This is a genomic window from Fulvimarina manganoxydans (genome assembly GCF_900176465.1).
Taxonomy (GTDB): Bacteria; Pseudomonadota; Alphaproteobacteria; order Rhizobiales; family Rhizobiaceae; genus Fulvimarina; species Fulvimarina manganoxydans.
The window spans coordinates 54,548-80,259 of the sequence record NZ_FWXR01000009.1 but is presented as its reverse complement, the minus strand read 5'-3'; the positions used below and the strand labels follow the sequence as shown (position 1 = coordinate 80,259).

General features: G+C 62.5%; 23 protein-coding genes, 1 tRNA gene and 1 pseudogene. 11 read left to right on the top strand and 14 right to left on the bottom strand.

Annotated elements, in window-relative coordinates; genetic code table 11:
• From B9A15_RS11515 to B9A15_RS11490, 5 genes are all read right to left on the bottom strand, one after another.
• Positions 1-447: an acyl-CoA thioesterase gene (locus B9A15_RS11515; protein ID WP_244556913.1), complete on the bottom strand. Its 447-nt coding sequence runs from the start codon at positions 445-447 to the stop codon at positions 1-3.
• A 103-nt stretch (positions 448-550) separates the two neighbouring features.
• Positions 551-1,828 carry a cytochrome b/b6 domain-containing protein gene (locus tag B9A15_RS11510; protein WP_084410231.1) on the bottom strand — a complete coding sequence of 426 codons (1,278 nt, stop codon included), beginning with the start codon at positions 1,826-1,828 and terminating at the stop codon, positions 551-553.
• Between the two features lie 101 nt (positions 1,829-1,929).
• Positions 1,930-2,538 carry a YceI family protein gene (locus B9A15_RS11505; protein ID WP_084410230.1) on the bottom strand — a complete coding sequence of 203 codons (609 nt, stop codon included), beginning with the start codon at positions 2,536-2,538 and terminating at the stop codon, positions 1,930-1,932.
• A 145-nt stretch (positions 2,539-2,683) separates the two neighbouring features.
• Entirely contained in the window at positions 2,684-4,432 is a 1,749-nt protein-coding gene (locus B9A15_RS11500; protein ID WP_084410229.1) for a putative bifunctional diguanylate cyclase/phosphodiesterase, read from the bottom strand.
• A gap of 856 nt (positions 4,433-5,288) precedes the next feature.
• Positions 5,289-5,567: a DUF1127 domain-containing protein gene (locus B9A15_RS11490; protein ID WP_084410227.1), complete on the bottom strand. Its 279-nt coding sequence runs from the start codon at positions 5,565-5,567 to the stop codon at positions 5,289-5,291.
• A 224-nt stretch (positions 5,568-5,791) separates the two neighbouring features.
• On the opposite strand from B9A15_RS11490, the gene B9A15_RS11485 reads away from it, so the two are divergent.
• Both B9A15_RS11485 and B9A15_RS11480 read left to right on the top strand, forming a co-directional pair.
• Positions 5,792-6,751: a LysR family transcriptional regulator gene (locus tag B9A15_RS11485; RefSeq protein ID WP_084410226.1), complete on the top strand. Its 960-nt coding sequence runs from the start codon at positions 5,792-5,794 to the stop codon at positions 6,749-6,751.
• Positions 6,752-6,943: 192 nt separating this feature from the next.
• Positions 6,944-7,831, top strand: coding sequence for a VOC family protein (locus B9A15_RS11480; RefSeq protein ID WP_084410225.1), 888 nt, complete (start codon positions 6,944-6,946; stop codon positions 7,829-7,831).
• Positions 7,832-7,987: 156 nt separating this feature from the next.
• On the opposite strand, the gene B9A15_RS11475 is transcribed toward B9A15_RS11480, so the two are convergent.
• A complete protein-coding gene (locus B9A15_RS11475; RefSeq protein WP_084410224.1) occupies positions 7,988-11,794 on the bottom strand; it encodes an ATP-binding protein in 3,807 nt (1,268 codons plus the stop codon).
• A 279-nt stretch (positions 11,795-12,073) separates the two neighbouring features.
• Here B9A15_RS11475 and B9A15_RS11470 point away from each other — a divergent pair, with 279 nt between their 5' ends.
• Together B9A15_RS11470 and B9A15_RS11465 are read left to right on the top strand one after the other, a co-directional pair.
• The gene (locus B9A15_RS11470; RefSeq protein ID WP_084410223.1) at positions 12,074-12,532 is read left to right on the top strand and encodes a phasin; all 459 of its coding nucleotides are present in this window, start codon (positions 12,074-12,076) and stop codon (positions 12,530-12,532) included.
• 392 nt (positions 12,533-12,924) lie between these two features.
• A tRNA-His gene (locus B9A15_RS11465) sits at positions 12,925-13,001 on the top strand.
• Positions 13,002-13,219: 218 nt separating this feature from the next.
• On the opposite strand, the gene B9A15_RS11460 is transcribed toward B9A15_RS11465, so the two are convergent.
• Positions 13,220-13,399, bottom strand: a complete 180-nt coding sequence (locus B9A15_RS11460; protein WP_084410222.1) for a hypothetical protein — start codon at positions 13,397-13,399, stop codon at positions 13,220-13,222.
• A 438-nt stretch (positions 13,400-13,837) separates the two neighbouring features.
• On the opposite strand from B9A15_RS11460, the gene B9A15_RS11455 reads away from it, so the two are divergent.
• Together B9A15_RS11455 and B9A15_RS11450 are read left to right on the top strand one after the other, a co-directional pair.
• Positions 13,838-14,047, top strand: a complete 210-nt coding sequence (locus B9A15_RS11455) for a cold-shock protein (protein ID WP_084410290.1) — start codon at positions 13,838-13,840, stop codon at positions 14,045-14,047.
• A 282-nt stretch (positions 14,048-14,329) separates the two neighbouring features.
• Complete coding sequence (locus B9A15_RS11450; RefSeq protein ID WP_084410221.1) at positions 14,330-14,554, top strand: hypothetical protein; 225 nt, start codon at positions 14,330-14,332, stop codon at positions 14,552-14,554.
• A gap of 160 nt (positions 14,555-14,714) precedes the next feature.
• On the opposite strand, the gene B9A15_RS11445 is transcribed toward B9A15_RS11450, so the two are convergent.
• The 3 genes from B9A15_RS11445 to B9A15_RS11435 all read right to left on the bottom strand — a co-directional run bounded on the left by B9A15_RS11445 (position 14,715) and on the right by B9A15_RS11435 (position 16,734).
• Positions 14,715-15,797 (bottom strand): esterase-like activity of phytase family protein, encoded by a 1,083-nt coding sequence (locus B9A15_RS11445; RefSeq protein ID WP_244556912.1) that lies wholly within the window; start codon positions 15,795-15,797, stop codon positions 14,715-14,717.
• Between the two features lie 121 nt (positions 15,798-15,918).
• On the bottom strand, positions 15,919-16,248 hold the full coding sequence (locus tag B9A15_RS11440) for an I78 family peptidase inhibitor (protein ID WP_170923272.1): 330 nt from the start codon (positions 16,246-16,248) through the stop codon (positions 15,919-15,921).
• 78 nt (positions 16,249-16,326) lie between these two features.
• Positions 16,327-16,734, bottom strand: a complete 408-nt coding sequence (locus B9A15_RS11435) for an MAPEG family protein (RefSeq protein WP_084410219.1) — start codon at positions 16,732-16,734, stop codon at positions 16,327-16,329.
• 226 nt (positions 16,735-16,960) lie between these two features.
• Here B9A15_RS11435 and B9A15_RS11430 point away from each other — a divergent pair, with 226 nt between their 5' ends.
• From B9A15_RS11430 to B9A15_RS11415, 4 genes and pseudogenes are all read left to right on the top strand, one after another.
• Positions 16,961-17,530, top strand: a complete 570-nt coding sequence (locus B9A15_RS11430; RefSeq protein WP_084410218.1) for an NnrU family protein — start codon at positions 16,961-16,963, stop codon at positions 17,528-17,530.
• A gap of 137 nt (positions 17,531-17,667) precedes the next feature.
• Positions 17,668-18,309, top strand: a pseudogene (locus B9A15_RS11425) (tetratricopeptide repeat protein); the annotation flags it as partial.
• Positions 18,310-18,531: 222 nt separating this feature from the next.
• On the top strand, positions 18,532-19,947 hold the full coding sequence (der, locus tag B9A15_RS11420; RefSeq protein ID WP_084410216.1) for a ribosome biogenesis GTPase Der: 1,416 nt from the start codon (positions 18,532-18,534) through the stop codon (positions 19,945-19,947).
• A 146-nt stretch (positions 19,948-20,093) separates the two neighbouring features.
• Positions 20,094-21,239 carry a cell wall hydrolase gene (locus B9A15_RS11415; RefSeq protein ID WP_139798349.1) on the top strand — a complete coding sequence of 382 codons (1,146 nt, stop codon included), beginning with the start codon at positions 20,094-20,096 and terminating at the stop codon, positions 21,237-21,239.
• 560 nt (positions 21,240-21,799) lie between these two features.
• Here B9A15_RS11415 and B9A15_RS11410 read toward each other — a convergent pair.
• The 3 genes from B9A15_RS11410 to B9A15_RS11400 all read right to left on the bottom strand — a co-directional run bounded on the left by B9A15_RS11410 (position 21,800) and on the right by B9A15_RS11400 (position 23,949).
• Positions 21,800-22,153, bottom strand: a complete 354-nt coding sequence (locus tag B9A15_RS11410; protein ID WP_084410214.1) for a helix-turn-helix domain-containing protein — start codon at positions 22,151-22,153, stop codon at positions 21,800-21,802.
• Between the two features lie 622 nt (positions 22,154-22,775).
• A complete protein-coding gene (locus tag B9A15_RS11405; RefSeq protein ID WP_084410213.1) occupies positions 22,776-23,246 on the bottom strand; it encodes a Dps family protein in 471 nt (156 codons plus the stop codon).
• Positions 23,247-23,460: 214 nt separating this feature from the next.
• Entirely contained in the window at positions 23,461-23,949 is a 489-nt protein-coding gene (locus B9A15_RS11400) for a hypothetical protein (RefSeq protein ID WP_084410212.1), read from the bottom strand.
• A gap of 191 nt (positions 23,950-24,140) precedes the next feature.
• Between B9A15_RS11400 and B9A15_RS11395 the strand changes: the two genes are divergently transcribed.
• Complete coding sequence (locus B9A15_RS11395; RefSeq protein WP_084410211.1) at positions 24,141-24,401, top strand: DUF1289 domain-containing protein; 261 nt, start codon at positions 24,141-24,143, stop codon at positions 24,399-24,401.
• Between the two features lie 184 nt (positions 24,402-24,585).
• Here the strand turns inward: B9A15_RS11395 and B9A15_RS11390 are convergent, their stop codons facing one another.
• Complete coding sequence (locus B9A15_RS11390) at positions 24,586-25,593, bottom strand: zinc-dependent alcohol dehydrogenase family protein (protein WP_084410210.1); 1,008 nt, start codon at positions 25,591-25,593, stop codon at positions 24,586-24,588.
• Positions 25,594-25,712 lie beyond the last annotated feature (119 nt).

Below are 25,712 nucleotides of genomic sequence, written 5' to 3'. Positions count from 1 at the left end.
TCAGGCGTCCTGCCCGGCTGAGGGAGCAAGGCCTGCCTGAAAGGCTGCGATCGTCTCCTCGGGCAAGGGGGTGGAGCGCCGCGTCTTCGTATCGGTCAGGACGACCACGGAGTCTGCGATCGCGCAGCAGCGCCCGTTCTGGAAGATCGCTTGTTCGATGCCGGCGGAGCTGCGCCCGATCCGTCCGATCCGGGTGCCGACGAGGATCTCACCGGGCCACAGCATCTCGGCATGAAATTCGATCGCGATCTTGGCGACGACGAAGGCCATATGGGACGGAATGATCGGCGCCTTGACGTCATAGAGCAGTTCGACCCGGCCCGTCTCGAAGAAACTCATATAGGCGACATTGTTCACATGGCCCTGGCGGTCCATGTCGCCGAAGCGCAGCTTCTCCGTGGCGCGGAAAGGGAAATCCTCGATGGTCGGCGGGGTCCTATTTTCCAAAGGTCACTCGTCCTGTCATTGCTGCCGTAATCGCGTTTCGGCTGTCATAGGGCAGGGCGGCGCTGAAGGAAACGGCCTGGTGCCGAAGGGAGCGCTCGCCTGGTCAGGTGCCGCTGGGCCTTGCCTTCAGATCGAAGGAGACCGCGACGCTCTTGCCGAGATAGGAGCCGCCCGGATCGTTGGAGAGACCGATGCCGTATGCGGTGCGGTCGATCTCTGCGCGTCCTTTCACCATCGCCGTGCCATCCTCGACTTCTTCGAAGGTGAAGGGCACCTCGATCGGCAAAGTCTCGCCCCGCAAGGTGAGCGTGCCCTTGGCAAGATAGCTGCCGGCGGCTGCGCCCCCGGAAAAGTCGGAGAGGACGAGACGGGCTTGCGGAAATTCGTCGCTCTTCAAGCCGTCGGCACCTTGAACCTGCGGTCCGACAAAGCTGTCCTCGACAGCGATCGAGCCGGTCTGGACCGTCACGATCGCATTCGCGTCCTCAAGCGCATCCGGGGAGAAGGTGACGTCGGCGCTCCAAGCGCTGATCGTCCCGGTCAGGCTCTTGCCGGAAAAGCTGACCGTGAAGCCGAGACGGCTCGCTTCCCGGTCGACGATCCAGTTTCCAGCCTGGGCTTGGGCCGGTTCGCCGCTCGCGGACACGTCGGGGGATGTGGCGGCCTGGTTGGCGGTCTTTGCCTGGCCGATGAGAAGGCCTGCGGCTAGAACCGCAACGAATCCGGCAGCGGCGATGAAGGGGGCGGCGGGTCGGCTCGGCTGGCGCGCAAGACCGCCGCCATGGGTCATACGGGATAAAGAGGGCAGGCGGTCGACGAGCGCATGTTTGACGGCGCCCGCAATATGCAGGGCCAGAAGCCCCAGAAAGGCGAGAGCCAGCCATTTGTGAGAGAATTCGAAAACGGCTTCGAGGCTCTCACGCGTCGTCTCGCTCACCGCTTCGCGGATCGGCAGGGACGGCCAGGGCAAAGCATCGATCATGAAGAGATAGGTCGGCACCTGCGCCGCGGAGGCGGACACCACAAGCCAGCCGAGCAGCGGCACGGCCAGCATCAGGGCGTAGAAGGCAATATGGACCGCGCTTGCTGCCAGCGTCTCGCCACGCGTCATGGTCGGCGCGTGGGCGGGCGGTGGATTGGCAATGCGCCAGAGAATACGGGCGACCGTCAGGGCGAGGACCAGAAGGCCGATGGTCTTGTGCCATTGATACATGCCGAAGGAATAGTCTTCGGCAACAAGCCCCGAGGTCATCACGAGCCCGCCGGCAATATTGGCGAGGATCAGCAAGGCGATCGCCCAATGCAGGAGGATCGCGCCGGTCGTGTAGCGCGTGTAGGCTGCGCGCCATTCGCGCGCATCGGATTGCGGGATCGCGCTCATCGTCGAGGATCGCCTTGTGAAGGAAACGGGGCAGAAACGAAGCGCGCGGGCGCGCTGTAGAGCTGCGCCCGCGAACTCTGTTGAGAATGCGATACCGCCGATCAGGACTGAGGAACGAACTCGGTCTCGATCTCCAGCGTCACATCGGCGGCAACCGGGCCGGCCAGCTGATCGATGCCGTATTTCGTGCGATCGATCGTCATGGTGCCGGAAAAGCCGATCGCCGGCTGCTGAGTCATGGGATGCGCGTTGAGGGCGGTGTTGAAGGTCACGTCCATGACCTCTTCACGGGTCTGGCCGTGCAAGGTGAGATCGCCGGTCACCTTGCCCGTGTTCTCGCCGGTGACTTCGATCGACTTGGAGACGAAGGTCGCCTCGGGGAATTCTGCGGCATTCAGAAACATGTCGCTTTCGATCTCGTCGTCGAAGCTCTTGTCCGTGGCCGGATAGTTCGTGTCGACCGATGCCGTGTCGACCGTCGCGGTCAGGCTCGATTGGGTGATGTCTTCGGCATTCAGATCGAGCGTTGCCGAGATACCGTTGAACCGGCCGATATAGGTCGACAGGCCGAAATGGCTGACCTTCCACAGAAGGTTCGAATGGGTGGGATCGTTGACATAGGTGCCCGACGGCACGTCCACAGACTGGGCGGAGGCGCTGCCGACGAGAATGAGAAGAGAGGTCGCGGTGGCTGCGAGAAGACGGTGCATGAAAGGTCCTTGAAAGCGTGTTGATCCACTGGCGGTGAACTTACCTGATGAAAGATTGGATCAAAGCCAGCTTGGCGCCAACGCACTGTTCACAGTTTCAGTACAACGACCGATAAAACTTCATTCAATCAAATGTTATTGCGCGTCACGCGCGTGACATAGTGTTATGGGCAAACACACGGGATGCTGGGGGCAGCGACGCGGCATCGAGGGTCTGAAGCGCGATACGCGTCGCGCAGTCGGCCGCAGATTCTGGACGCCCGAACAGATAGCCTTGGGCGCGCCGGCAACCGGCGCGACGCACACGTCCGAGATGCTCCTGCGTCTCGATCCCTTCGGCAACCGTGTCGAGACCGAGCTTTTCGGCGAGATCGCAGATGGATGCGATGACGTGATCAGCCTGGCGATGGCGCTCGCTGTGTCGCACGAAGCTTTGATCGATCTTTACCACGTCGAAGGGAAAGCGCGTCAGATAGCTGAGCGAGGCAAAGCCCGTTCCGAAGTCGTCCAAGGCGACCCGGACGCCTTCCGCGCGCAGGCGCTCGATCACCGACAGCGCCGCGCCGTCATTTTCGATCAGCGCCGTCTCGGTGATCTCCACCGTGAGGCGGTCGGGTGCGAAACGATTCTCGGCAAGGATCGCCAAAAGCGTTGCAGCGAGCCCCGGTTCGTCGAATTGGCGGGGCGAGAGGTTGATGGAAAGGCGTATCGTCTCCGGCCAGTCGGCCGCAACTTGAGATGCTTTCCTCGCCACCCATTCGCCGATCGGGCTGATAACGCCGCTCTCTTCGGCGAGCGGAATGAACTCAGCCGGCGAGACGGGCCCAAAGTCCTGGTGCTGCCAGCGCAGAAGCGCCTCGAACCCATTGATCGTCCGATCATCGAGACTGACGATCGGCTGGAAGGCAAGATGAAATTCGCCCCTCTCTTCTGCCGTTTTGAGATCCCGGATCAGCCGCTCGCGTCTGAGAAGGTCGGTCTCGAAGGAGGGCGTATAAAAGCTCGCCGAGCCGCGCCGGGTTTTCTTGGCATGGTAGAGTGCAATATCGGCCTGGCGAAGGAGGTCGGAAGCCGAGTCGTGCGGCCCATGTCGCAGGGCGCAACCGATGCTGGTCGAGATCGAAAAGGTCCGCGAGCCGATCTCGCAAGGGGTCTGTCCCAGGTCCTGAAGGCGGTCGATGACGCCTCGTGCGGTCGCATCGGCTTGGCGTCCGACGATGATCGCACCGAATTCGTCGCCCCCGAGCCGCGCGAAATAGCCCGACGACCCGATGGAAAGCGATATCCGTCTGGCAAAGACCTGCAGCAATTCATCGCCGACCGCATGGCCGAGAGCGTCGTTGACCGCTTTGAAATGATCGAGGTCGAATAGGAGAACGGCGACCTCTTGGTTGCGAACCGTCTTGCCGCTGACCTCCTCCAGGACGTCATTGAAGGCGCGTCGGTTGGCAAGTCCCGTGAGCGCGTCCGTCAAAGCGATGCGACGGGTCGCTTTTCGCGTTTCGGCCAAAAGAGCCACCAGCAGGCAGCCGCAGAAGAGCAGCGCCAGAATGATCCCCAGGAGCAGTTTCAAGTTGGTGAAAAGCCGCTCTTGCGTCAGTGGGGCGCGTGGACGGGCGCTGGTGACCAACTCTTGGGCGCCTTCGCCACGCTCGTGCAGCGCCTCCGCCTTTGTCTCTACGGTTGCCAGAACTGGCGGTTCGAGCTTGGCCGGGGCGCGGGGTTCGACGGCCGACGATTGGTCCACATGCTGAATGGCGGGGACGTCGCCAGCGGGCTCCTTGGCGATCCGCCCGTTTTCGATCATCGCCACTAAAAGCACGACGGCAACGAAGGCCAAGCCCGATGCGAGCGCGATCATCGGGCCTTCGCGTCTATCCTCCGCCTTGAACATGCGAAATTTCCTGCCGCCCCTTAATGATCCATCGGGACGAGGCCCATGCCTCGACAGATGTATCGATCCAGCCTCGAAGAGACCGCGGCACGGCGACCCTTTTGATGACCGTCGCCCATCCGCATGACTCCCAGATATCGGGTACCCTCCACCCAGCAGATCATCATGACGCTAAAATCTTGCGGTGAATTTAAGGGCTTGAAACTTTCACAGTTTCCTAGCCCTCACGACAGGCCGTGACGTTGATCGGGGTCATGTCTCATTCCGCAGGAAAGACCGATCATGGTCAATGCAGGCGTTGCGCAGGCACTAGCTGCATAGCAAAGCCGATCCCCTCGACACTTCGTCATTCTCGGTCACGGTGCCGCGAATCCAGGCTTGGCGTCGCCCCAAAGCGGTTCAGATTGAAACTTGTCCACTATTCCAGTCGATTAAAGCGCCGCACTGGATGATCGGGACGGAACTCGAACATGACGAGAGCGCGATGACAGCCAAGCCTGATCTCTGAGTGCTGAGAACTTGGTATATGCCGTTTGAAGAGACTGTGTTTTACTCTGATCGTTATAGGAAAACTTCAGATAAATCGACCGTAAATATTTCGAATATTTGGAAAAAAGACTTTCATATCAGATGGAATATTGTGTCTTTGAATTTGCGATGACGAGATAGATAAGCTTGCACTCGAAATAACGGCAATCGGGGAAGCGGATATCCTGTCGTGATGCTGAAATCTCGAGACGATCGTCGATGGGCAACCGCGCGGCTGACGGCCAGGACGCATAAGGCCGGCGGGAGGTCCCACCGGCCATTTAAGATAGAGAACTGACCGTTATGCCCTGCCGGCGGCTGGGCATGTCTAATCGCGCATTTCCCGCATCGGGTCGCGGCGGCCGGCGCGGTAGGCCAGTTCGAAGGTCGGGTCGGAACGCCAGTCCTGGGAGAGGGCGGCGTGAATGTCGTCGCGCTTCAGGCCCATATCTTTCAGCAGATAGTCCGGCAGTTCGGACAGGCGGCGGGCCGAGCGCCGATTGATATAGGCCTTCCCATAGGCGCGCACGGCCGCGAAGGCGAGCGCCGTGCTTTCGATGAGGCGGGCCGAAAAACCGGTGGTGGAACTCTTCGTGATGATCGCCATGGCTTTGTCTCCTTTCGATCCGGACCGGCCTTTTAGCGATGTGCCGATCCGACAGCCGTTCTGGCGTCGGGAAAAGGGGAAGCGCCGAGCCGAAGACGATCTCTCGCCCCGCCTCTGAACGCTTCCGAAGTTGTTCCTGACAGGATGGAACCTAGGCGGTCCTGATTGATCGATCCAACGAATGTTGATAATGTCTCATATCATTATTCGTGATGAGAAGAGCCATGGCCAATCCGATCGATCTCGATCAGCTGCGCACCTTCGTCGCCATTGTCGACACCGGGAGCTTCACCCGCGCGGCGGAAGATGTGTTCAAGACCCAGTCGGCCGTCTCCATGCAGATGCGCCGTCTGGAAGAGCGGCTTGGGGTGAAGCTCTTCGAGCGCTCGGGCCGGGCGATCGAGATCACCGACGAGGGCACCCGGCTTCTGAACTATGCGCGGCGCATGCTTTCCCTTAGTCAGGAAACCCTGTCGGCCTTCGACGAGAACGCCATGCAGGGCCTCGTGCGAATCGGCCTGCCGGACGATTATGCCGAGCGCTTCCTGCCGGAAATTCTGGCTCGCTTCTCTCGCTCCAATCCGCTCGTCGAGTTGTCGATCGCCTGCGAGCCATCGACCAATCTGGCGGATGCTATCAATAAAGGGCGGCTGGACGTCGCGCTCGTCGCCGATTGCGCGGGCAATGGTGTACTCGCCGAAATCGTCCGGCACGAACCTCTGCATTTCGTCACCTCGACCAGCCACGACGTCCACCAGGAGGAGGTGGTGCCGCTCGCCCTCGGCCGCCTGGATTGCGCCTGGCGGACCAATGGGATCAAGGCGCTGGAAGAGGCGGGGCGCCGCTACAAGGTTCTCTTCTCCTCTTGGTCGGCGCAGATCGTCACCTCGGCGGTGCTCGCCGGTCTCGCGGTCGGCGTCCTGCCCGAATGCGCGCTTCGGCCGGGCATGCGCGTCCTCGGCGAGGCCGAGGGCTATCCGCGCCTCACCGACAACGAGATCGGCATCATTCGCGCCAAGAATGCCGATGGTCCGGTGGTGACCGCGCTCGTCGAGCACATCCGGGCCAGCCTTGCCAATCTGGCGCCCGTGCCAGCGCCGAGCGTCCATGTCACGCGCTTTCCCGAGACCCGGGTTCTACGCTCCCAGCGCCTGAAGCCGGGCATGGTGGCGCCGGGTTGGTGAAGGGGGGCTGGCCGGCTTTCCCGCCGTCTTTGATTGCATGCCCTTTCGCCGCCCCGGCTTCGGATCGCGGCCGATGAACACTGCGGCACCTTGTGCCGGCTCGGTCCTCGCGATGTGACGCGATAAGCTGTGTCCACCACGCGCACAGTGGCAAACCGGCGAAAGACGCGCGGTTGCGAGGGGAGGCGGGCGATGCAGACACCCAATGGCGAACGGCCCTGGACGAGCCCCATCCATGTCGCCCATGTCGAATTGGCCGTCGTCGATCTCAGCCGCGTCGCCTCCTGGTATCAGACGGCTCTCGGCCTTCAGGTGATCGAGGAGACGTCGGAGCGGATCGCGCTCGGCGTAACGGAAGAGGGCGGCGAGGCGATCCGGCTCGTGTCCCTCGCCTCAGCCCCTTTGGCTGAGCGGCCCGGACCCACCGATTGCGGTCTGTTCCACATCGCCCTGGTTCTTCCCACCCGCGCCGATCTCGCCCATTGGCTGACCCATGCGGCGGCGAATGGCGTCACCCTTTCGGGTGCGTCCGATCATCTTGTGACGGAAGCGCTCTATCTCGACGATCCGGAAGGCAATGGGATCGAGCTTTATGTCGACAGGCCGCGACAGGATTGGCCGCGGAGCGAAAGCGGCGCACTCCGCATGGCGACCGAGCGCCTCGACCTTCGAGACCTTGCCTCCGCCGCGCCGAAGCAGACCTTTACGAGATTGGCGGGCGGAACCCGGGTCGGCCATCTTCACTTGAGCGTCGACGAGACGGCCGAAGCGGTTCGCTTCTTCCAGGCCTGCCTCGGCTTCGAGCGGATGGTAGACTATCCCGGGGCGGTTTTTCTCGGCTCCGGCGGCTATCATCACCATATCGGCGCCAATGTCTGGCGCTCGGAAAGGGGCGCCAAGCGCGATCCGGGTAGCCGAGGCTTGTCGTCCTATACCATTCGCTACGACGACCGGGTGGCCATGATGAAAGCCGCCAAGCGATTGGCGGAAGACGAGTTTTCCATCGAGACCAATGACGAACGCTCTTGCGGCACCGATCCTTGGGGCATCGGCTTCGAACTGATTGTGCGATCCCTGTAATACGGAGCCTGAATGGTTGAATTGAATTCCGTATCAAAGCCCGCGCGGCGCTTGAGAAGCTTTAAAAATCCGTATCGCGAAGTGATCAAGCGGATTTTGTATAAGCGAGGTCGGTCGTTCGTCATCGGGGGCTTCGAAAGACGCCCGATGACGACATCAATCCGCCAGAACCCGCTCGGGCGGGAAGCGCAATTCGACGAGCGTTCCGCCTTGAGGCGAGGACTCGATCCGGAATTCGGCGCGATTGGCCTCGGCCATGGTGCGGGCGAGCGGCAGGCCGAGGCCGGTGCCGGTGCTTTGGCTGATCCCGCTCTTGGGTCGCAGCCTTTGGAACGGCGTCATCGCCGTGGCGATCTCCTCCTCGCTCATCCCCACGCCGCTGTCCCGGCAGCGCAGGACCACGCTGCCATCCGGCCGATATTGGCTCGACACGATGACCTGGCCGCCCGCTGGCGTGAAATTGACGGCGTTCTGGACGAGATTGAGAATGATCTGCCGGGCCGAGCGTTCGTCGGCGACGACCGGGGGGACGGAGGCCGGGAGATTGGAGCGCAGGATAACACGCGCCGATCCCGCGACCGGTTGCATCATGGCTACAACTTCGCCGGCCACCTCGTTGAGCGCCACCGCCGCATAGTCGAGCTGGAGCTTGCCGGCCTCGGCCTTGGACAGGTCGAGGAGATCGTTGACGAGCTCCAGGACATGTCGGCCGGAGCGCTTGATGTCGCCCACATAGTCGAGATAGCGCGGATTGCCGATCGGGCCGAAGGCTTCGCTTGCGATCGCATCGGCAAAGCCGAGAATGGCGTTCATCGGCGTGCGAATCTCGTGGGAGATATTGGCGAGGAACTGGGTCTTTTGCAGCGATGCGGCCTCGGCCTTGAGGCGCGCTTCCTCGGAAGCCGCGCGATCGGCCTTGCTGTCCGAGCCGATCACCGCGCACCAGCCGCCGCCATCCATGCGATCGACGAGAACGGTCACCGGCACGAAGAGCCCGTCGGCACGCCGTCCGACCAATTCGCGTCCCTCGTCGAGCGACAGCGTGTCCTCTCCCTTCAACAGATCGAGAAGCGGGCGCTGGCTCTCATGGGCAAAGAGGGAGACGAAAGGCCGGCCTACCGCATCGTTGCGCCCGTTTCTATCGACCTCGCCGAGGCCGAAGATCTGGGCGCCTCTGGCATTCATCGCCTCGATATGGCGATCGGCATCGATGAGGATGACGGCTTCGCCCGCCGCCTGAAGAGCCGCGGCGAGATCCTCGATCCGCCCATCCAGCGAGGCCGGCTCGGGGGCGGGCGGCGGCATCGGCGCAGCGCCATCCTTGCGAAAGTCCTCGATCAGCGCCAGCGTCATGCGGGGCGTTGCGAAGAAGGAGAAGACAAGGACCGACCGACTTGCGACCGTCACCCGGTGCATATGGGCCCGCGCCTTGACCTGATCGCCATTGGCGCGGCGGATCGACAAGGCCTCGCCCGGAGCGCCGTCCATGATCAGCTGATCAAGCCCGCCCGCCGTCTCAAGGGACTCGACGCTGCGATAGCCTGTGAAGTCGGCGAATTCGTCATTGACGAAGACGAGCGTCTCGCCGGCCTGAACGAGAATCGGGATCGGAAGATGGGCGTAGAGGGCGGCAAGAGCTTCAGCGAGGGGCAAGGACGGCCGCGCGGTGGCGATGTCCAACTCGTCTGAACCCTCGTCGAGCCCCGTTTCGGCCGCCGCGTTGCCCGCTTCGCTTGCGCGCCGGTCGAAGAGCGCGATCCGATCCTTGGCAACGCGGATCGCCTCTTCCAAGCTTTCATTGTCCTCGCTGCGCGATAGCGCCGCGCCGATGGCGCGAAAGGCATCGGCCTCTTCCTGGCTCAGCGGCGCCTCGCGCTGGCGGCGGCGCTCGTCGAGCTGGATGACGCCCTGGGTCTCATCGCTCGACGGATGCGTGGCCTCCGGCCTCTCTTCCGCGGGACGGCGACCGAAGACCGGTGCCAGCTCGTCCTCGAAATCCGTCTCGCCCTCGGATCGCGCCTCGCTATAGGCATCGACGAGTTCGGCGAGGGCGACACCGGCCGCCAGGCGCTCACCGATGGCTTCCGGATCGGGCTCGGATTCGCCGGGCCGCGCGATGCCGAAGCCCCTGAATCCGTCGAAGCTGCGATCACGGGCATAGATGGGGAGAGCGGCGAGATCGACGGGAATGCGCCGGTCGCTTGCTTCGACCGGCCAATAGACCGTGCGGCCGGACCAGGTCTCACGCCTCTCGACGAGGTCGGGCAGGGCGCCTTCCGGGTCGAGATCAAGCGCTTCGAGGAAGTCGGCGAAATCGAGCCCGACCACATCGGCCGCGCGCGGACCCACCGCCTCGGCAAGCTCGGAGGAGATCGAGTGGAAACGGCCGTCATGGTCGATCCGCCAGATGAAACGCACCGGACCGCGATCGAAGGGGGCTTTGAACGTGCTCGGCTCTGCGGCGGTATCGAGGCGTTCTTCAGAAACAGGCGCCGCCATTTCCTCGTCACCGGCTCGCGCGTCTTCAGCGGATGGGCCTTGCTCGTCCAGCCGCCCGAAATCGTCCCGCCGCGCGGCGCGCATGGCGTCCTGATCCGTCTCCGACGTCTCGGTGACGTCTGGCTCCAAGCCTTCGGACGCCTTGTCCTGCGAGGCCGGCGAGACGACCGGATCGGCCTCCTCGTTGTCTGGCTGAGGCTCCGAAAAAGCGGGCTCTTCGGGGGCGGAATCGCTCGGGTGCGACACGGCTTGCGCTATGTCGAACGTGGTGCTCTCCGCAGCCTTGCTCTCTTCGGCGGCTTCCTGATCGCCCGCGTCGCGGTCGCTCGCCTCGTCCGGGATCTCGTTCGTCACGGCCTGTTGAGAGGGCGCGCCCTCGCGCCACCAGGCCGATTGCAGTCGCGCCTTGGCGATGGATGCGCTCGTCTCGGCCGGCGGCTCCTGTTGCCTGTCGTCGTCGGACTTGGCGCGCGCGGCGTCGTCATTCCGGCTCTGGCCTGCAGGCTCGCTCGGCCCCCAGAAGGATCGTAGTGCGGAGGCAATCGGCCAAAAGCCCTGGAACCCCTCCTGAACGTCCCAGAAGGGGGGATTACGGGTTTTCTCCCCCTGCGGTGCCTCGGCCTCGGTGGGCGCCGGCGGATTGGGCGGAAGGGTCTCGGTATCCGTCCTGTCGGCACCGCTCGGCGATTCGTCTTCGGCCTCCGCGGGCTGTTCGATCACCGCTTCGGTGGTGTCCTCACCGACCGACGGCTCACCGAAAACGTCCGAGGGCTCTTCCTCTCCGGGCGCTTGCGGGAACGTGGAGAAATCGAGCCTCTGGATCGTCTCGTCGCGAAGATGCCAGACCGCGACCGTCTGCGGCGAAAGCCGCAACAGCCCGATGCTTCGCCCATCGGGCAGGAAGGCGGTCTCTATGCCGCCTCGTGCGAGCAGCGCCTCGTGAAGGTCCTCCGAATAGACCTGCCAGATGTCGTTGAATCCGGCGTCGAACCAGGAGCCTTCCGAATGCCACACGGCGATGGGCTGGGCGCCGATCTCGGAGAGGATGGACAAACCTTCGCGTTGGGGATCGAGGGTGAGCGAGGCCGGGCCGGACCAGAGGAGGTAAACGGGGCCGTCTTCGCCCAGCTGCCGTGTTTCGGCCTTGAGGGTGGTGTTTGCGCCGCCGGGGCTCGTCTGAACCGTGGCGGACGCTGCACTGCCATCGGAACTATGGGCGAGCGCCGTCGCAAGGGTTTCCAGAAGCAGGTCTTCGTCGTTGCTCGGGGCCTTGTCGGCAAGGCGTGGGCCGGCCGGCAGTCCAAGATCCTGGGCCGCGACCGCGCTCAGCCAGATCAGCCGATGCGCATCCACACTGGTGACGAGCGCGATCTCGCCGCGGCTTCGGGCCGATGCGATCTCTTTGTCGATCATCAGGGCCAGAACGTCCGGCAGATGATCCTGTTGGCTTCGGTCACCGACCAAGAAACACCCTTTGGGCTTGTAGCGGCCGAGATTGGCCTCGATCCAATTGTGCGGCTGCGTTTAAGGAAGGATTCATAATTGTTGATGAGGCGGGAATCCATGGCTCGGGCCATATTCCCCATCACTATCGGTCTTTACCGTTAATCGTCGGATTTTCTGAAAATGAGGCAGATCATGTTGCAATGCACAATGACCGATGCTAATTTGTTAGGCAGATAAGGGCGGTCGATTGAGAGCCGCCTATCGGCACCAGAAACGGAAAAGCGATAGGAGACAGTGATGGCTGACGCCAACGATCCGTTCGGCATGGGCAATGCGCAGGCGATGATGGGCATGGACCCCGCCAAGATGACCGAGACCTTCCGTTCCATGACGCAGAAGTCGATGGAACAGTCGAAGGAGGCCTATGGGCGCATGAAGTCGGCTGCCGACGAAGCCACCAAGGCGCTTGAAACGACGATGGAGAATGCCCATCAGGGTTCGCTCCAGCTGTCCAAGAAGGCGATCGAGGCGATGCGCGCCAATGCCGATCTCGGCTTCCAGCACCTCGACGCCCTGATGGGCGCGAAGTCCTTCTCGGAAGTCATCGAGATGCAGACGAGCTATGTGCGCCAGCAGGCCGAGCTCGCCACTAGCCAGGCGAAGGAACTCCAGTCGCTGACCCAGTCGGTCGCGCAGGAGATGATGAAGCCGAGCCGAGACGTCTTCGAAAAGGCATCCCAGTCGGTCGGCAAGTAAGCCATATACAATCGAGTGCGACACGGTAGGCCGTAGCGGCCTTCCAATTCGCGGCTTGATGCATCGGTCCTGTTGCGAGCTGCAGCCCGGACCGCATCGCGAGCAAGCGATGGTGTCGCGTCTCCATCGATTTCGGCCGGCCGGGCTTCAAGCCCGCCGGCCGTTTTCGTGTCTATGGAGCGCTCTTTTGCCCTCTGCGCCATCTCTCAGGCGTGGATTGGCGGTCGCCGCGATTCTTTCCGCGCCAAGCCTTGCACCCAAAGCCAAAACCGATTATCCGAAGCTCCAGCGGCGTCGGAGCCAAGGGTTTCGGTGCTTGCTCTTGCATGCGGGTTCGGTGAAATGGCGTGAGGCGCAAGTCTTCGTCGCTTTTGCTGCAAACCTCGTGCCGTGCGGTTGTAGCTCAGTTGGTTAGAGCGTCGGATTGTGGCTCCGAAGGTCGCTGGTTCGAACCCAGCCAACCGTACCATTTGTTTGTCCTGTGAAATGCTCACATCGATACGATAGGCGCTGGCTGTGTGTTGCCACGGGCCGCCTCATCTATTCTGCGGTGTCTGTTTCCTTGCAAGTAGACGGTCTTCTTCTGTCATCTCGCTCATTCTACGTAACATGAGAGCGCTTATCTCAATCCTTTCGCCGTCAGACATCGCCGACGAATTGACTCAAACGCTTCTGCTTCTGCAGACCCTAATCGAGTGGCGGTTCGAAATGGACCCGAATGTCGGTGATGAGATGGGTGATGCCCTCCAGATCCATATCCCAGGAAATTGCGGCAAGTTCCGCTGCGGCGTCGAAACTCAGGCCCATTTTCATAAAGCGACGGACAAGCCCGACCAATTCTTCTTTTTCAAGTGCAGTGACGTCCATTGAATTCGCTTCACGTTCAATCGATTGCGAACGGTTATCGAATGAGACGACCCAAGGCTATAACACTTGTTGATAAGAGAACATTACATTTACCTAGCCATCTTCTTCAAGGTCGGTCGCATCCGCAGTTTGGCTCCAAATCGATGACAATGCCGGGCCGGCTGGCGCAACTCGAGAGTGAGCCCCACACCTTGTCCATGACGGAAGCTATTGGAAGCTACCGAGTACGATGCAGGTCGAATTGGTGGTGCCAATCGATAAATTCGGCGGGGTCCCTTGTTGCGAGAGCCAAGATAGCCTACATAGGGGCCATCGATCTTTGCAGGTAAATTTTGGTTTCGCGCCCTGCGCCCCGACTGATCTTCTCTTCAAAATCGAATGAACGGACTGGAGCGATCCGGTCAAAATCTTATCCACGTCGATACGAAGGAGATCGTCATGGCCGTTGGAACGGTAAAGTTCTTCAACACGCAGAAGGGTTATGGCTTCATTGCGCCGGAAGATGGCGCAACGGACGTGTTCGTTCACATCAGCGCCGTAGAGCGCGCTGGCATGGACACGCTCGTTGAGGGCCAGAAGGTCCAGTTCGAGGTCGTTAAGGACCGCCGCACGGGCAAGAGCGCGGCCGACAATCTGGCCGCTGCCTGATTGTCATGCGCTGGCCGGTGACCATGAACGCATTGGCACCGGCGACAGATTCCGAATGACGAAAGGTCGGGTTCGCGCCCGGCCTTTTTTATTGCCTAGCGCGCCTTCGAAGCCGAATGCGATCTCGCGAGAACGCTATCGGCTCTCGGCCCTCCTTTCGAGGCATGACAGGATCGGGCCGGGCATTCGGCGTTTTCCCGATACGCTTGAGGCCATGAGCTCGAATTCCTGCGCGGTCGGCATCAACCGAAGACTATTTTCAGCCCATCAACGGAGACCGATATGAACGATAAAGATAGGGAGCGGGCCGAACGCGTCTTCCCGCAGCAGAGCGATCGCTATGAGAAGGGCTCTGCGATGACGCTCATTCAGGAAGCCTCCGTGGCGCAAAAGGCCAAATCCGCTCGCCTTCGCGCCGAGCGCATGGCTCGCGATGCCCGGGAAAGCGAGGCGCTGGCTGCGGCAAAGCCGAAAAAGCGCGTCAAGAAGGCTGTCGCCAAGGCTTGAATGGCTCCGACGGGGGGGCAGGTCGAGCCTCGCCATCCATCGGCGTTCGCTCGGACATTGCTGAAGTCGGTGGAGAGACGACGACGTTTTCCGTCTCTGCCCCTATGCGTCCGATCGGCCAAGCCCTTCGCGCATGAAAGTCTGCGGAGCGAAGATCATGCTATTCGCCGTCATCGGCGAGTAGAAATTCCAGCAGCAGATTGCGCTGGAACAAAGAGCCGTTGTCGTCCGAGACGAGCGTCAGCCGAATGCGGTCATCGGCGTCTCGCCACACGGAGAGGCCCTCCATATTGTCGATTTCGTCCTCGAGCGAGGCCTCGAAGATGATCGGGCCATCGACCAGCGCTCCGGGCCGGATGGTTTCCCCGGCAATGCGACGAATCCGGATGCCGAGGCCGCCGAAAAAGCCTTCATAGCGCCGTTCCAGAACGAGAAGATCGCCGCCGGGCAGAAAGTCTCCGTCGGAGACGTTCCACTTCGCGTCCTTCCGCACCTTAAAGACACCGCCGCCTGGGGCGCCGAACAATGCGGCAAAGAGATTGCCAGCCTCGTCGATCGAGCCCTCCGCGATCGTCACCAACGAACCGGGGCGTTTCGATCCGACAGGGGCCGTTGCCAGCATTTCGAGCCCTTGATTGACCCGCAGCTCTTCGCGCGGAACCGGCAGTGTCAGGCGCGTCGGCTGGCTTCTCCATGGTTCGGAAAGGTCATCAAAGACCAGGATGCGTGGGTCGTGCTCGAAAGCGACGACGGCTTGATCCCGCCAAAGGGTCAGAGCCTCAGCATCGGCCCGGTATTTACGCCCGCCGAGCGCTGTTCCGTCGAGACCGATGATGGGCGCAAGAATCGCGTCTTCGAAGCCGACGGGCCGTCCCGCCTCGTCGCGGGCGATCCGGCCGGCAAACCAGTCGCCAGTGTCGGTGATGGCGAGAAAGCGCTCGCCGCCATCCAAAACGCGCAAACCCGAGACGCCCTTCAAGCGGCTGTCGGACCCGGCAAAGGAGAAGCCGCCGACATAGATCAGGTCTCCGAAACGGGTCTCTTCAGAGACCTTGCGAAACCGATCGATGGCTTTCGCTTCGACCGCGACCGGGCTCGCATCGGCCTTTGCCGGGCGCGGCATTAAAGCAAGCGAGGCTCCCAGAAGGAAAAACGTTACGAGCGCGAAGAGCTTGGTGCGCAAGGGCGTTCGACCTGTCCCATTCCATTCGAGATGAAGCCGATCCGATCTCATCGAGGCCATATGTCCGTTCGTCCTTCGCCGCTCCAGCGACCCGCTCAGTGCGCGGGTGCTGTAGACGAGCGGGCGGAAAACGGAAAATCCTTTTTGCCGGAAGGCTGGTTGTCTTGTGCGCTTCGGACTGTCAGCCGCAGCGCAGTTCAACGATGCGGCCGGACTGATCGGTATAGAGATTGAGCCGCTCGGGGACGAAATCCTGGGTCACCATGTCGTCCGGCCCGACGATCCGCACGCGATCTGCCCTGGTGGCGGCCTTCGCGCTCCGCGCCGTCTCGTCATCGGCGGTGCGGCCGATGAGGAAGAGGGCGTCCTCTGCCCGGCAGGCAGTTTCACTCTCACCGCTCACCGATGGACTATCAGACCCTGGAGCGCCTCGGCCCGACGTGCTGTTGCAGCCGGCAAGGAGGAATGCCGCAAGGCAGGCGAGCGGAAGACGTCGGCTTCGATCCATCATGGGGCGCATTTCTCTCTGTCGATCGTCGCAGGAGCCGGTGAATGCCATCGAATGGCTCGCTTGCCTCTTGCTCCGCGCTCAGAGCGCCATGATGCCGAGAATGCCGGCATAGAGCCCGGCAAGCGCCATGGAAATGGCGGTGAGGACGAAGCCGAGCCCTCGCTGCCAGCGGGGTGCATCCGCGGCCATGAAATGAATGGCATGAAGCGCCCGGCCGATGGTGAGCGCCAGTCCGAGGCCATGGATCGTCAGCGGTGCGGCGCCCAAAAGCGCAGCAAGGGCGAGCGCTATGAGCGTCATGGGCATGGTTTCGATGGCGTTGGCGTGACCGCGCATGACCCGGATCATCCGAGGGTGGCCGCCATCTCCCATCAGGATCTTATGGCGCATGCGCAGTCGCCCGGTCTGGATGGAAAGGGCGTAAAGCACGACGATGTTGAGCGCCGTATAGAGCGCCACGGCCCCGATCGCTGCGTGATTGTCCATATGCTCCCTTTCGGATCGGGCGAACTCGCCGGATCTCGCTTCCGGCCCATGCGGCGCTTCACCATGACATTTCACATAAGGCGTGGGAAGCGCAGGATGCGGCTCGCCCGATGGGGCAGCCCGCCCGCCGGCCTGCTGCAACATCACGCAAGCGCATGTCATCGGCATGGGCAAAGTGCCGTGCTATCAGAAAGGCCCCTCCGCCCTCCGTCATGGGAGATGCGCAATGGCGCTTCTGATCTTCGGTCTCATCCTCTTTCTTGGTCTCCATTCCGTGCGCATCGTCGCCGATGGCGGCCGAACGGCTTTCGTCGAACGCTTCGGCGAGATGAGCTATAAGGGCGTCTATTCCGTTCTGTCCCTGATCGGCATCGTCCTCGTCTCGATGGGCTATCAGCGGGCTTATGGCGAATATGGCTTTCTTTACGAGCCGGTCGCCGGGCTCTCCCATCTCGCCCTCATTCTCGTGCCGATCGCCTTTGTCCTCGTCGCGGCGGCCTATGCACCGGCAGGCCACATCAAGCAGGCGGTGAAGCATCCGATGGTTCTCGGCGTCGCGCTCTGGGCGCTCGGCCATCTCTTGGCGAATGGAATGGTGGCCGATGTGGTTCTCTTCGGCGCCTTTCTCGCCTGGGCGCTCGCCGACTACGCATCCGCCTTGTCCCGGCCGCTGCCGGTCAAGGGCGCAGTCTCGGCGAAGGGCGATATCGCAGCGCTCGCCATCGGGCTCATCATGGCCGGCCTCTTCATCGCCTTTCTCCATCGCTATCTCTTCGGCGTTTCGCCGGTCGGATAAGGGCCTCTTCGGGCCCCAAGCGAGCGCTTCGGCCCGCTTTGCCCTTTCCCCGCGCCAAAAACTTGTTAGAAGTCCCGCATATCCAAGAGGCCGCGCCCATGCGGTCCGGCCGGGCAATGCCGAATTAGAGCGAGGCGATGAGCGACGAGAGTTTCTTCCGAGAGGTGAGCGAGGAGCTGCGCCAGGATCGGATCAAGGCGATCTGGACCCGCTTCGGCACCGTGATCGTCACCGCGATTGTCCTCATCCTTCTGGCAACGGCCGCCTATGTGGGCTGGGAGCGCTATGCGACGAGCGAGGCGAACGCCTCAGGCGATCGCTATCTCGCGGCCCAGGATCTCGTTCGCGAGGGCAAGACCGACGAGGCGATCGCGGCCTTCCGCGAGTTGGCGGCCGATGGCTGGGGTGCTTATCCCGAACTCGCCCGCCTCTCCATCGCCAATGCGGAGGCCGCGAGCGGCGATGCGCAAGCGGCGATCGCCTCCTATGGCGATGTCGCCGGCGATTCCAGCGTGCCGCAGCCCTTGCGCGACATGGCCGATCTGAGAGCCGCCTATCTTCTCGTCGATGCCGGCTCGCTCGCCGATGTGAGGGGTCGGGCCGAGCGCCTGACAGGCGAGGACAACGCCCTGCGCTATGCCGCGCGTGAGGCGATCGGCCTCGCTGCCTGGAAGGCGGGGGAAACGGAGACCGCCGCCGATCTCTTCCAGACCATCGTCGATGCCGGCGATGCGCCGTCTGGCATTGCCCAGCGGGCCCGACTGATGCTGGAATTGATTGCGGCCGAAAAGCCCGCTCCGGCAGCCTCGGCGACACCATCCGACGGCGCTGCTACGGAAGCGCCGGCAAGCGCGGCCGAACCGGCCAATGCCGGCGGAAGCACGGCACCGGCCGGCGCCGCGACGAGCGACCAGCCGGGTGCCGAGGCGCCGGCTGCGGCGAGCCCAGAAACGAATTGAAGGGCGAGGCCCGGAAGGGCCTTGCGGAACAGGATCACGACCATGGTGTCGATCGCCATTATCGGCCGCCCCAATGTGGGCAAGTCGACGCTGTTCAACCGGCTGGTGGGCCAGCGGCTCGCCCTGGTCGATGACCAGCCGGGCGTTACCCGCGATCGCCGGCCCGGCGAGGCCCGACTTTTGGATCTCGAATTCGAGATCGTCGATACGGCCGGTCTCGAAATCGCCGACGAGGACTCGTTGGCCGGGCGTATGCGTGCCCAGACCGAAACCGCCATCGCGGCCGCCGATCTCATCCTCTTCATGATCGACGTGAAGGCCGGATTGACGCCGACCGATCTCGACTTTGCCGAGGTGGTGCGCAAGGCGGCCTCGAAGGTCGTCCTGGTCGCCAACAAAGCGGAAGCGCGGGGCTCCGACGCGGGGCTTCTCGACGCCTATTCCCTCGGCCTCGGCGAGCCCGTCGCGGTCTCGGCCGAGCATGGCGAAGGCATGGGCGATTTGCGCGATGCGATCGTCGAGGCGCTCGGTCTCGAAGTCTTTCGCGAGCCGGAGCCGGCCGAGGACGAGGCGGTCACCGACGTCGTGGTCGAGGACGAGACCGAGGAGACGATCCCGGCCTATGACGAAACCAAGCCGCTGCGCATGGCGATCGTCGGGCGGCCGAATGCCGGCAAATCGACGCTGATCAACCGGTTTCTCGGCGAAGAGCGGATGTTGACGGGGCCGGAAGCGGGCATCACGCGCGATTCCATTTCCGTCGAGTGGGAATGGCGCGGCCGTCAGGTCAAGGTGTTCGACACGGCGGGCCTGAGGCGCAAGGCGCGGGTTCAGGAAAAGCTCGAAAAGCTCTCCGTCGCCGATGCCCTACGGGCTCTGCGCTTTGCCGAGGTCGTTGTCATCGCCTTCGATGTCACCGTGCCTTTCGAGCGGCAGGACCTGTCCATCGTCGATCTGATCGTGCGCGAGGGGCGCGCGCCGGTTCTGGCCTTCAACAAATGGGATCTCGTCGAGGATCGCCAGGCGGTGCTTGCCGATCTAAAGGAAAAGACAGAGCGGCTCCTGCCTCAGGTTCGCGGCTTGAAGGCCGTGACCGTGTCGGGTGAGACGGGGGAGGGCATCGACCGGCTGATGAAGGCCGTGGTCGAGACCCATCGCATCTGGAACAGCCGCGTATCGACCGCGCGGCTCAATCAATGGCTGGAGCGCGTGACCGCCCACCATCCGCCGCCGGCCGTCGCAGGACGACGGGTCAACATCAAATATATGACTCAGGTGAAGACGCGTCCGCCGACCTTCATGATCTCGACGTCGCGTCCTGACGCGCTTGGCGCTTCCTATACGCGCTACCTCACCAACGGACTGAGAGAGGCATTCGGGTTACAGGGCGTGCCTATAAGGATAGGTCTGCGCAAGCCTCAGAACCCTTATGCGGGCAAAAAGAAGCGATCATCCTGAAAATCGCCACGATCTCTTAACCAAAGAACAAGGTTAACGGGGGATGTTTGAAGACATCTGTTAATGTGTCATCCAAAAGTGACGGGGGCGTAATGAACTTGGGGGCCAAGGAAGGGGGACGAAGCATCGCGCGCGGTGTCTCGTTGATGTCCAAGACCGCGATTTTCGTTGCCACTTCTCTGACTGTGATGACGGCACTGCCCGCCATCGTCGGCCAACAGGACGTGACCGCGCTCGAAGGCGGCATCATCGAGGGCGAGGGCTGGCAAGCGGCCCTTATGGATACGCCGATCAATGCCGCGGCAGTCTCTCAGATCACAAAAGCCGCGAACACCCATATTGGTTCCGTCGACGTGTCGAATGCCGGTCGTCTCGTGCGCAAGGCGCTGGCCGACGAACTGGCGCTGATGAACCAGGAAGATCGCATCAGCCGCTCCGGCAAGGGTGCTCGCGTTTTCGCCGCCAGCGTTCGCGACAGCTATCTGGCCGACGCGGATTTCTCGGTCGGCGAAGTGGCCGCCGATCTGGAAGGCCTCGGCTCGCGCGTTGCCGGCGGACCCGCTCGCATTCGCACCGCCTTCGCCATGCCGGCGCCGACGCCTCAGGACGAGGTTCTCGTCGCCACCAGTTTCCGTCTGCAGGGTCCACCGCGCTTTCCGGCGCCCGATGTCAACGCCAAGGACGGGCTGATGCTCGCCTCTCTCGGCGGTAGCGAGGCTGGGACCAGCGCTCTCGGCTATGCGCCGAGCCAAGAGGGCGGACAGACCAATCGTGCGGCATCCCTGTTCGAGAAGGTTCTGAAAGACCAGCCCCAGGCCTTCATTCCGCCGATCGGCGACGACGACCATGCCTGGGCCGCAACGCCGCTGCCCGACGAAGCCTCATCCAGCAAGGAGCAGGCGTGCCTGGCGCGGGGCATCTATTTCGAAGCGCGCGGCGAGAACACGATGGGCCAGGCCGCGGTCGCCCAGGTCATCCTCAATCGCGTCCGCAATCCGGCCTTCCCGAACACGATCTGCGGCGTCGTCTATCAGAACCAGAACTGGCGCAATCGGTGCCAATTCTCCTTCGCCTGCGACGGCCTGAAGGATCGCATCGCCGATGCCGGCTCCTATTCCCGCGCCCAACGGGTTGCCGAGCAGGTGACGAAAGGCGAAATCTGGCTGAACGAGGTCGGCTCCGCTACCCATTATCACGCGACCTATGTGCATCCGCGCTGGGCGAGCGCGATGGAAAAGGTCGACAAGATCGGCAAGCACATCTTCTACCGCACGTTCAATGGCGGCTGGTGAGACGTCAGCACCGGACATGCGGGGGTGGGCGGCATCTGGCCCCGCGCGGCGGCGCGTCTTTGAGCGTCCGCAGCTAAGCCGCTGTGCTTCACTGACGTTACTCCCCGCGACGGTTGCGCCTGATGGCAGGTGCGAGGCGGCATATTATCGAGATGGACGTTCGAACGTCGAAAGGCCTGCCTCTCGCGGATTGCCTTCCGCGCGGAATGCTATTGCCGAGCAGACTGTGATGAGCCGAATTTTCGCCTAGAGAGCAATGCCGGGCTGACGCTCACACCGACGCTCTGATATGCAAATGGCGAAATAGGTGCCTCGGGGCGCATCGGCCAGAACCCACCCAAACCTGCAGGGCATCCTGTCGACCGCGCTCCAATAACGTCATCGAGACGTTTCGGCTGTCAGGGTCTTTAAGATACCAACTGGCCCCATGGACCAGGCCAACCCAATCGATCACGCGCTTCGATCGCCGCAGGGACACGCGGCCTCCCGACATATGTCATCACGGGCCTATCGTCCGGCGGGGCGTGCCGGACGGCTAGCAATCAATGAAGCGCCGAAAATTACGGCCGCTGCATCTCGTCGATCAGCGCTTCGAGCGCGCGCTTGCGGTCGGCGGCCAGGCGGTTGAACTTGCGCGCCATCCCGATATCGCGCGGCGTCGGGCCGGCATCGCTGGACTCGTTGTCGGCGTCTTCGAAGAACCACTGAATCTCGCGACCGAGGATCTGAGCGATCTGGTGAAGACGGCCAGCCGAGACGCGGTTGGCGCCGGACTCGTATTTCTGGATCTGCTGCCAACTGATGCCGAGCTGCACGCCTAGCTTCTCGCGAGACAGACCCGCCATCAGGCGTCCGAGCTTGATCTTTGCTCCCACACTCTTGTCGATATGGGAAGCGGCTTTCGTATCGTACATTCAAACCTTCCTGAGTTGCGGCGCTGCCGCGTGGCTTAGCGAGCGCTCGACCTCTCCCCCAAGAGGCGGCAAACACGTGACTGATCACGGATCGCCAATATAGTCCGCATGGGTAGCACACGCCAGTCCCTATTTTCAGTAACCCGCATCTCTCGGTTCGTCATTCATTTCGAATTCAGTCAATTCTTCGGGTTCTCGCGGGAGCTTTATCTTAACATTCTGTCATCATTCGCGCGCGCCGAAGTGGGGATTGTTGTATGTATAACGCAATGAAACGCATCCTATGCGCGAATTGAAGTCGCTCTGTAGGCGTGTTCTACACCCGCTCCTGCTTTGCCTGGTCGTCTTCGCGCTGTGCCGCTGGTCTCCCGGCCGCTGCAAGAGGTCCGGCGGCCAGGACAGGATGCAATCATAGCGGGTATAAACGCCTGGCAGCCATCGCCTGTCCTGTGCGGTGAGGCCGGTTTTTTTGAAAGGGCCGTTCTTTGGCCAGCCACCAAGAGCGTGAGAGAAACTCCTCGACAGAGAAGAAAATCCAGCCTTCAGTCGTTCGCCGACCAACAAAAAAGGACGGCCCAAAGGACCGTCCCTGTCATTTTTACCGATGGAAACCGGCGAAGTCTTATTTCAGATGGGCGCGCAGCATCCAGGCGAATTTGTCGTGGGTCTCGATGCGGTTGGTCGCCATGTCGTTGGTCGCCCAGTCGCCATGCTGCTCGGCGATCTCGGCAAGGGCCGAGCAAGTCGAGGACAGGGTCTCCTGATCTTTCATCAGGATCTCGATCATGGTCTTGGCGTCGGCCTTGCCGTCATGCTCTTCGATTGCGGAGCGCTCCAGGAAGACGCTGTAACGGCCCTCGGCATGGGCATCGAACGCCTTGATGCGCTCGGCGAGGAAGTCCTGACCCTCGAAATGATCCTCATAGATCTTCTGGAAGAGCTCATGGAGCGGGCCGAAGGCCATGCCGGTCACGTTCCAGTGGAAGTTCTGCGCCTTGAGCGTCACGATCGCGGTCTCGGCGAGCGCCTGGGTCAGGCCTTCGACGATCTCTTCCTTGGCGTTCGGTTCCATCTTGGCGGCAACGAGGCCCATGATCCGTCTCCTTCGATTGTCGTGCGACCCGATGGGCCGACATCCTGTTTAGAACAATTCCAAACTGCTTCGAAGCGCTATTTAGAATGCTTCTAAGCGGAGTTCAATAGACAATTTTCCCCGCACCGGAAGGGAAAGCCCGACCGATCACGGTGCTCAACATGCCTTACGAAAAAGGCGGGTCGGTCGATCCGTCCCGCCTCGTATCCGGTGATTAAAGGGCGTCCTGAATGAATTCGGCCAAGGACGCCGCCAAAAAGCGCATCCATCGGCGCCCTTCGGGGCGAATTCGCCAGGCCACGAGGGCCGCCGCGCTCCGCTCCTCGCCGCCGCCATAGGCCAACATGAGCCGCAACATCCAAATCTCGTCGGCGGAAGGATGACGCGTGCCGGGCCGATAGAGTTCGATGGGCCGAAGGCCATGCGCCTGCAGGCCTCGAAAAAAGGCGTTCGCCACGGGTTCGATCGCGCGTTTGCGGTCTCCCGCCAGGAGGTAACAGGCGCGCTCCACATCGGGCTTGGGGGCGAGACGGCTCTTCAGTGCCAGCCAGCGCAGCCGGTTCAAACGGTCCATATCGGCCGGCTCGAGCTCGGCCGGGCGCTGGGCAAAGGTCGGGCAGGGCTGGGCAGCGTGACGCGAAAAGGGGATGACGACGCTTTCGGCGGCATCCTCGGTCGAGACGAGGGCGGAGACTGCGCTCATGATCTCGAGACATCCTTCCGAACCTTGGAATGGTTCTAAAGTTGACTGTTACACTCTGGCTTTATAACAGAGCCCCGCTTGTCGTGCAAAGCCCGTCCGTCATAGATATTTAAGGGGCGGTCGTCCGAACGATCGCTGAGCGGTTTTGCGCGATCGGCCGATGAACGATCTCGAACAATTTGGAGCCGTGGATGGCCGGACTCTGGCGCAAGGCGCCGTCTCCCTGCATCGGAATCTGCAAGCGCCCCGAAGGCGGTCCCTGCGTCGGCTGTGGCCTGACGAAGGCGGAGAAGAAGAGCTTCAAGCGCCGGCGCAAGAAGCCCGAGCGCAAGGCGCTGTTCCGTCTCGCGCTCGAACGGCTCGAGGCAATGGGTAAGCGCGCGCGTTTCGAACATGTCTATCGCCGCCGCTGCGCCAAGAAGGAGCGGCCCTGTCCGCTCGACAAGCTCTGAGCTGGTTCGCCCCGTTCTGACGGCCAGACGGCAGGACCAGCCCGCCGCCTCGAGCCCTCGAAATCTTATACCGCCGGACGAATGAATTGACCCGTTGGGTCAATCCACGCCCGGCGAAGGGCTCAAACGCCGCTCGGGCTGCCAGCGGACATTCGAAAGCGATGCTTTCATATGTCCGCTGGTATTAGATCGTCAGAGCGATCTTGCCGAAATGCTTCCCGGCCTCTTCGTGACGGAAGGCATCGGCGATGTCGGCCAGGGCAAAGCGGCTGTCGATCACCGGGCGGATGCCGGTCGTCTCCAAGGCGCGGATCATCTCGGTCTGCATGATGTGGCTTCCAACGATGAGACCCTGCAGCGTCTGCTGCTTGGCCATCAGCTTGGCGGTCGGGATTTCGCCGGAGCGGCCGGTGAGGACGCCGATCAGGGCGAGATGGGCGCCGATGCGCCCGGCCTCGATCGATTGGGCGAGCGTTGCCGCGCCGCCGACCTCGACCACATGATCGACACCGTCGCCGCCCGTCCATTCACGCACGGCCGCGCCCCAATTTGCCTCGTTCTTATAATTGACGGTGAAATCCGCCCCGAGTTCGCGCACCCGTTCGAGCTTGTCGTCGGACGACGACGTCGCGGCGACGGATGCGCCGAAGGCTTTGGCCATCTGCAGGGCGAAGATCGAGACGCCGCCCGTGCCAAGAACCAGAACCCGGTCGCCCGGCTTGATGCCGCCATCGACGACGAGCGCGCGCCAGGCGGTGAGGCCCGCCGTCGTCAGGGTCGCCGCTTCGTCATGGTCCCAACCTTTTGGCGCATGGGTGAACCAGGTGGCGGGCCGGACGACGCTCTCGCGCGCATAGCCGTCGACGCCGTCGCCGGGGGTCGTCTTGAAATCGGCGACGCGGGCCGGGCCGTCCTGCCAGAGGGGAAAGAAGCACGAGACCACATGGTCGCCGATCGCGAAGTCCTCGACACCGTCGCCGACCGCCTCGACGACCCCGGCGCCGTCCGACATGGGTATGCGACCATCCTCGGTCGGCATCTTGCCGGAGACGACGCCATAGTCGTGAAAGTTGAGGGAGCTGGCATGAATGCGCACGCGGATTTCGCCGGGACCCGGCGCGCCGGGCTCGTCCATGTCGACGAGGTTCAGGCGGTCGAGACCGCCGGGATTTGCGATGCGGATGGCTTTCATCGGTGTAGGCTTTCGGTGGATTGCGGATAGGCCAGGCGGAAGATCACTTCGCCGGGCGTCTGTTCGCTCCACCTATGAACGGGCCGCCGCATCGCAAGGCACCCGCTTCTTTTGTGACA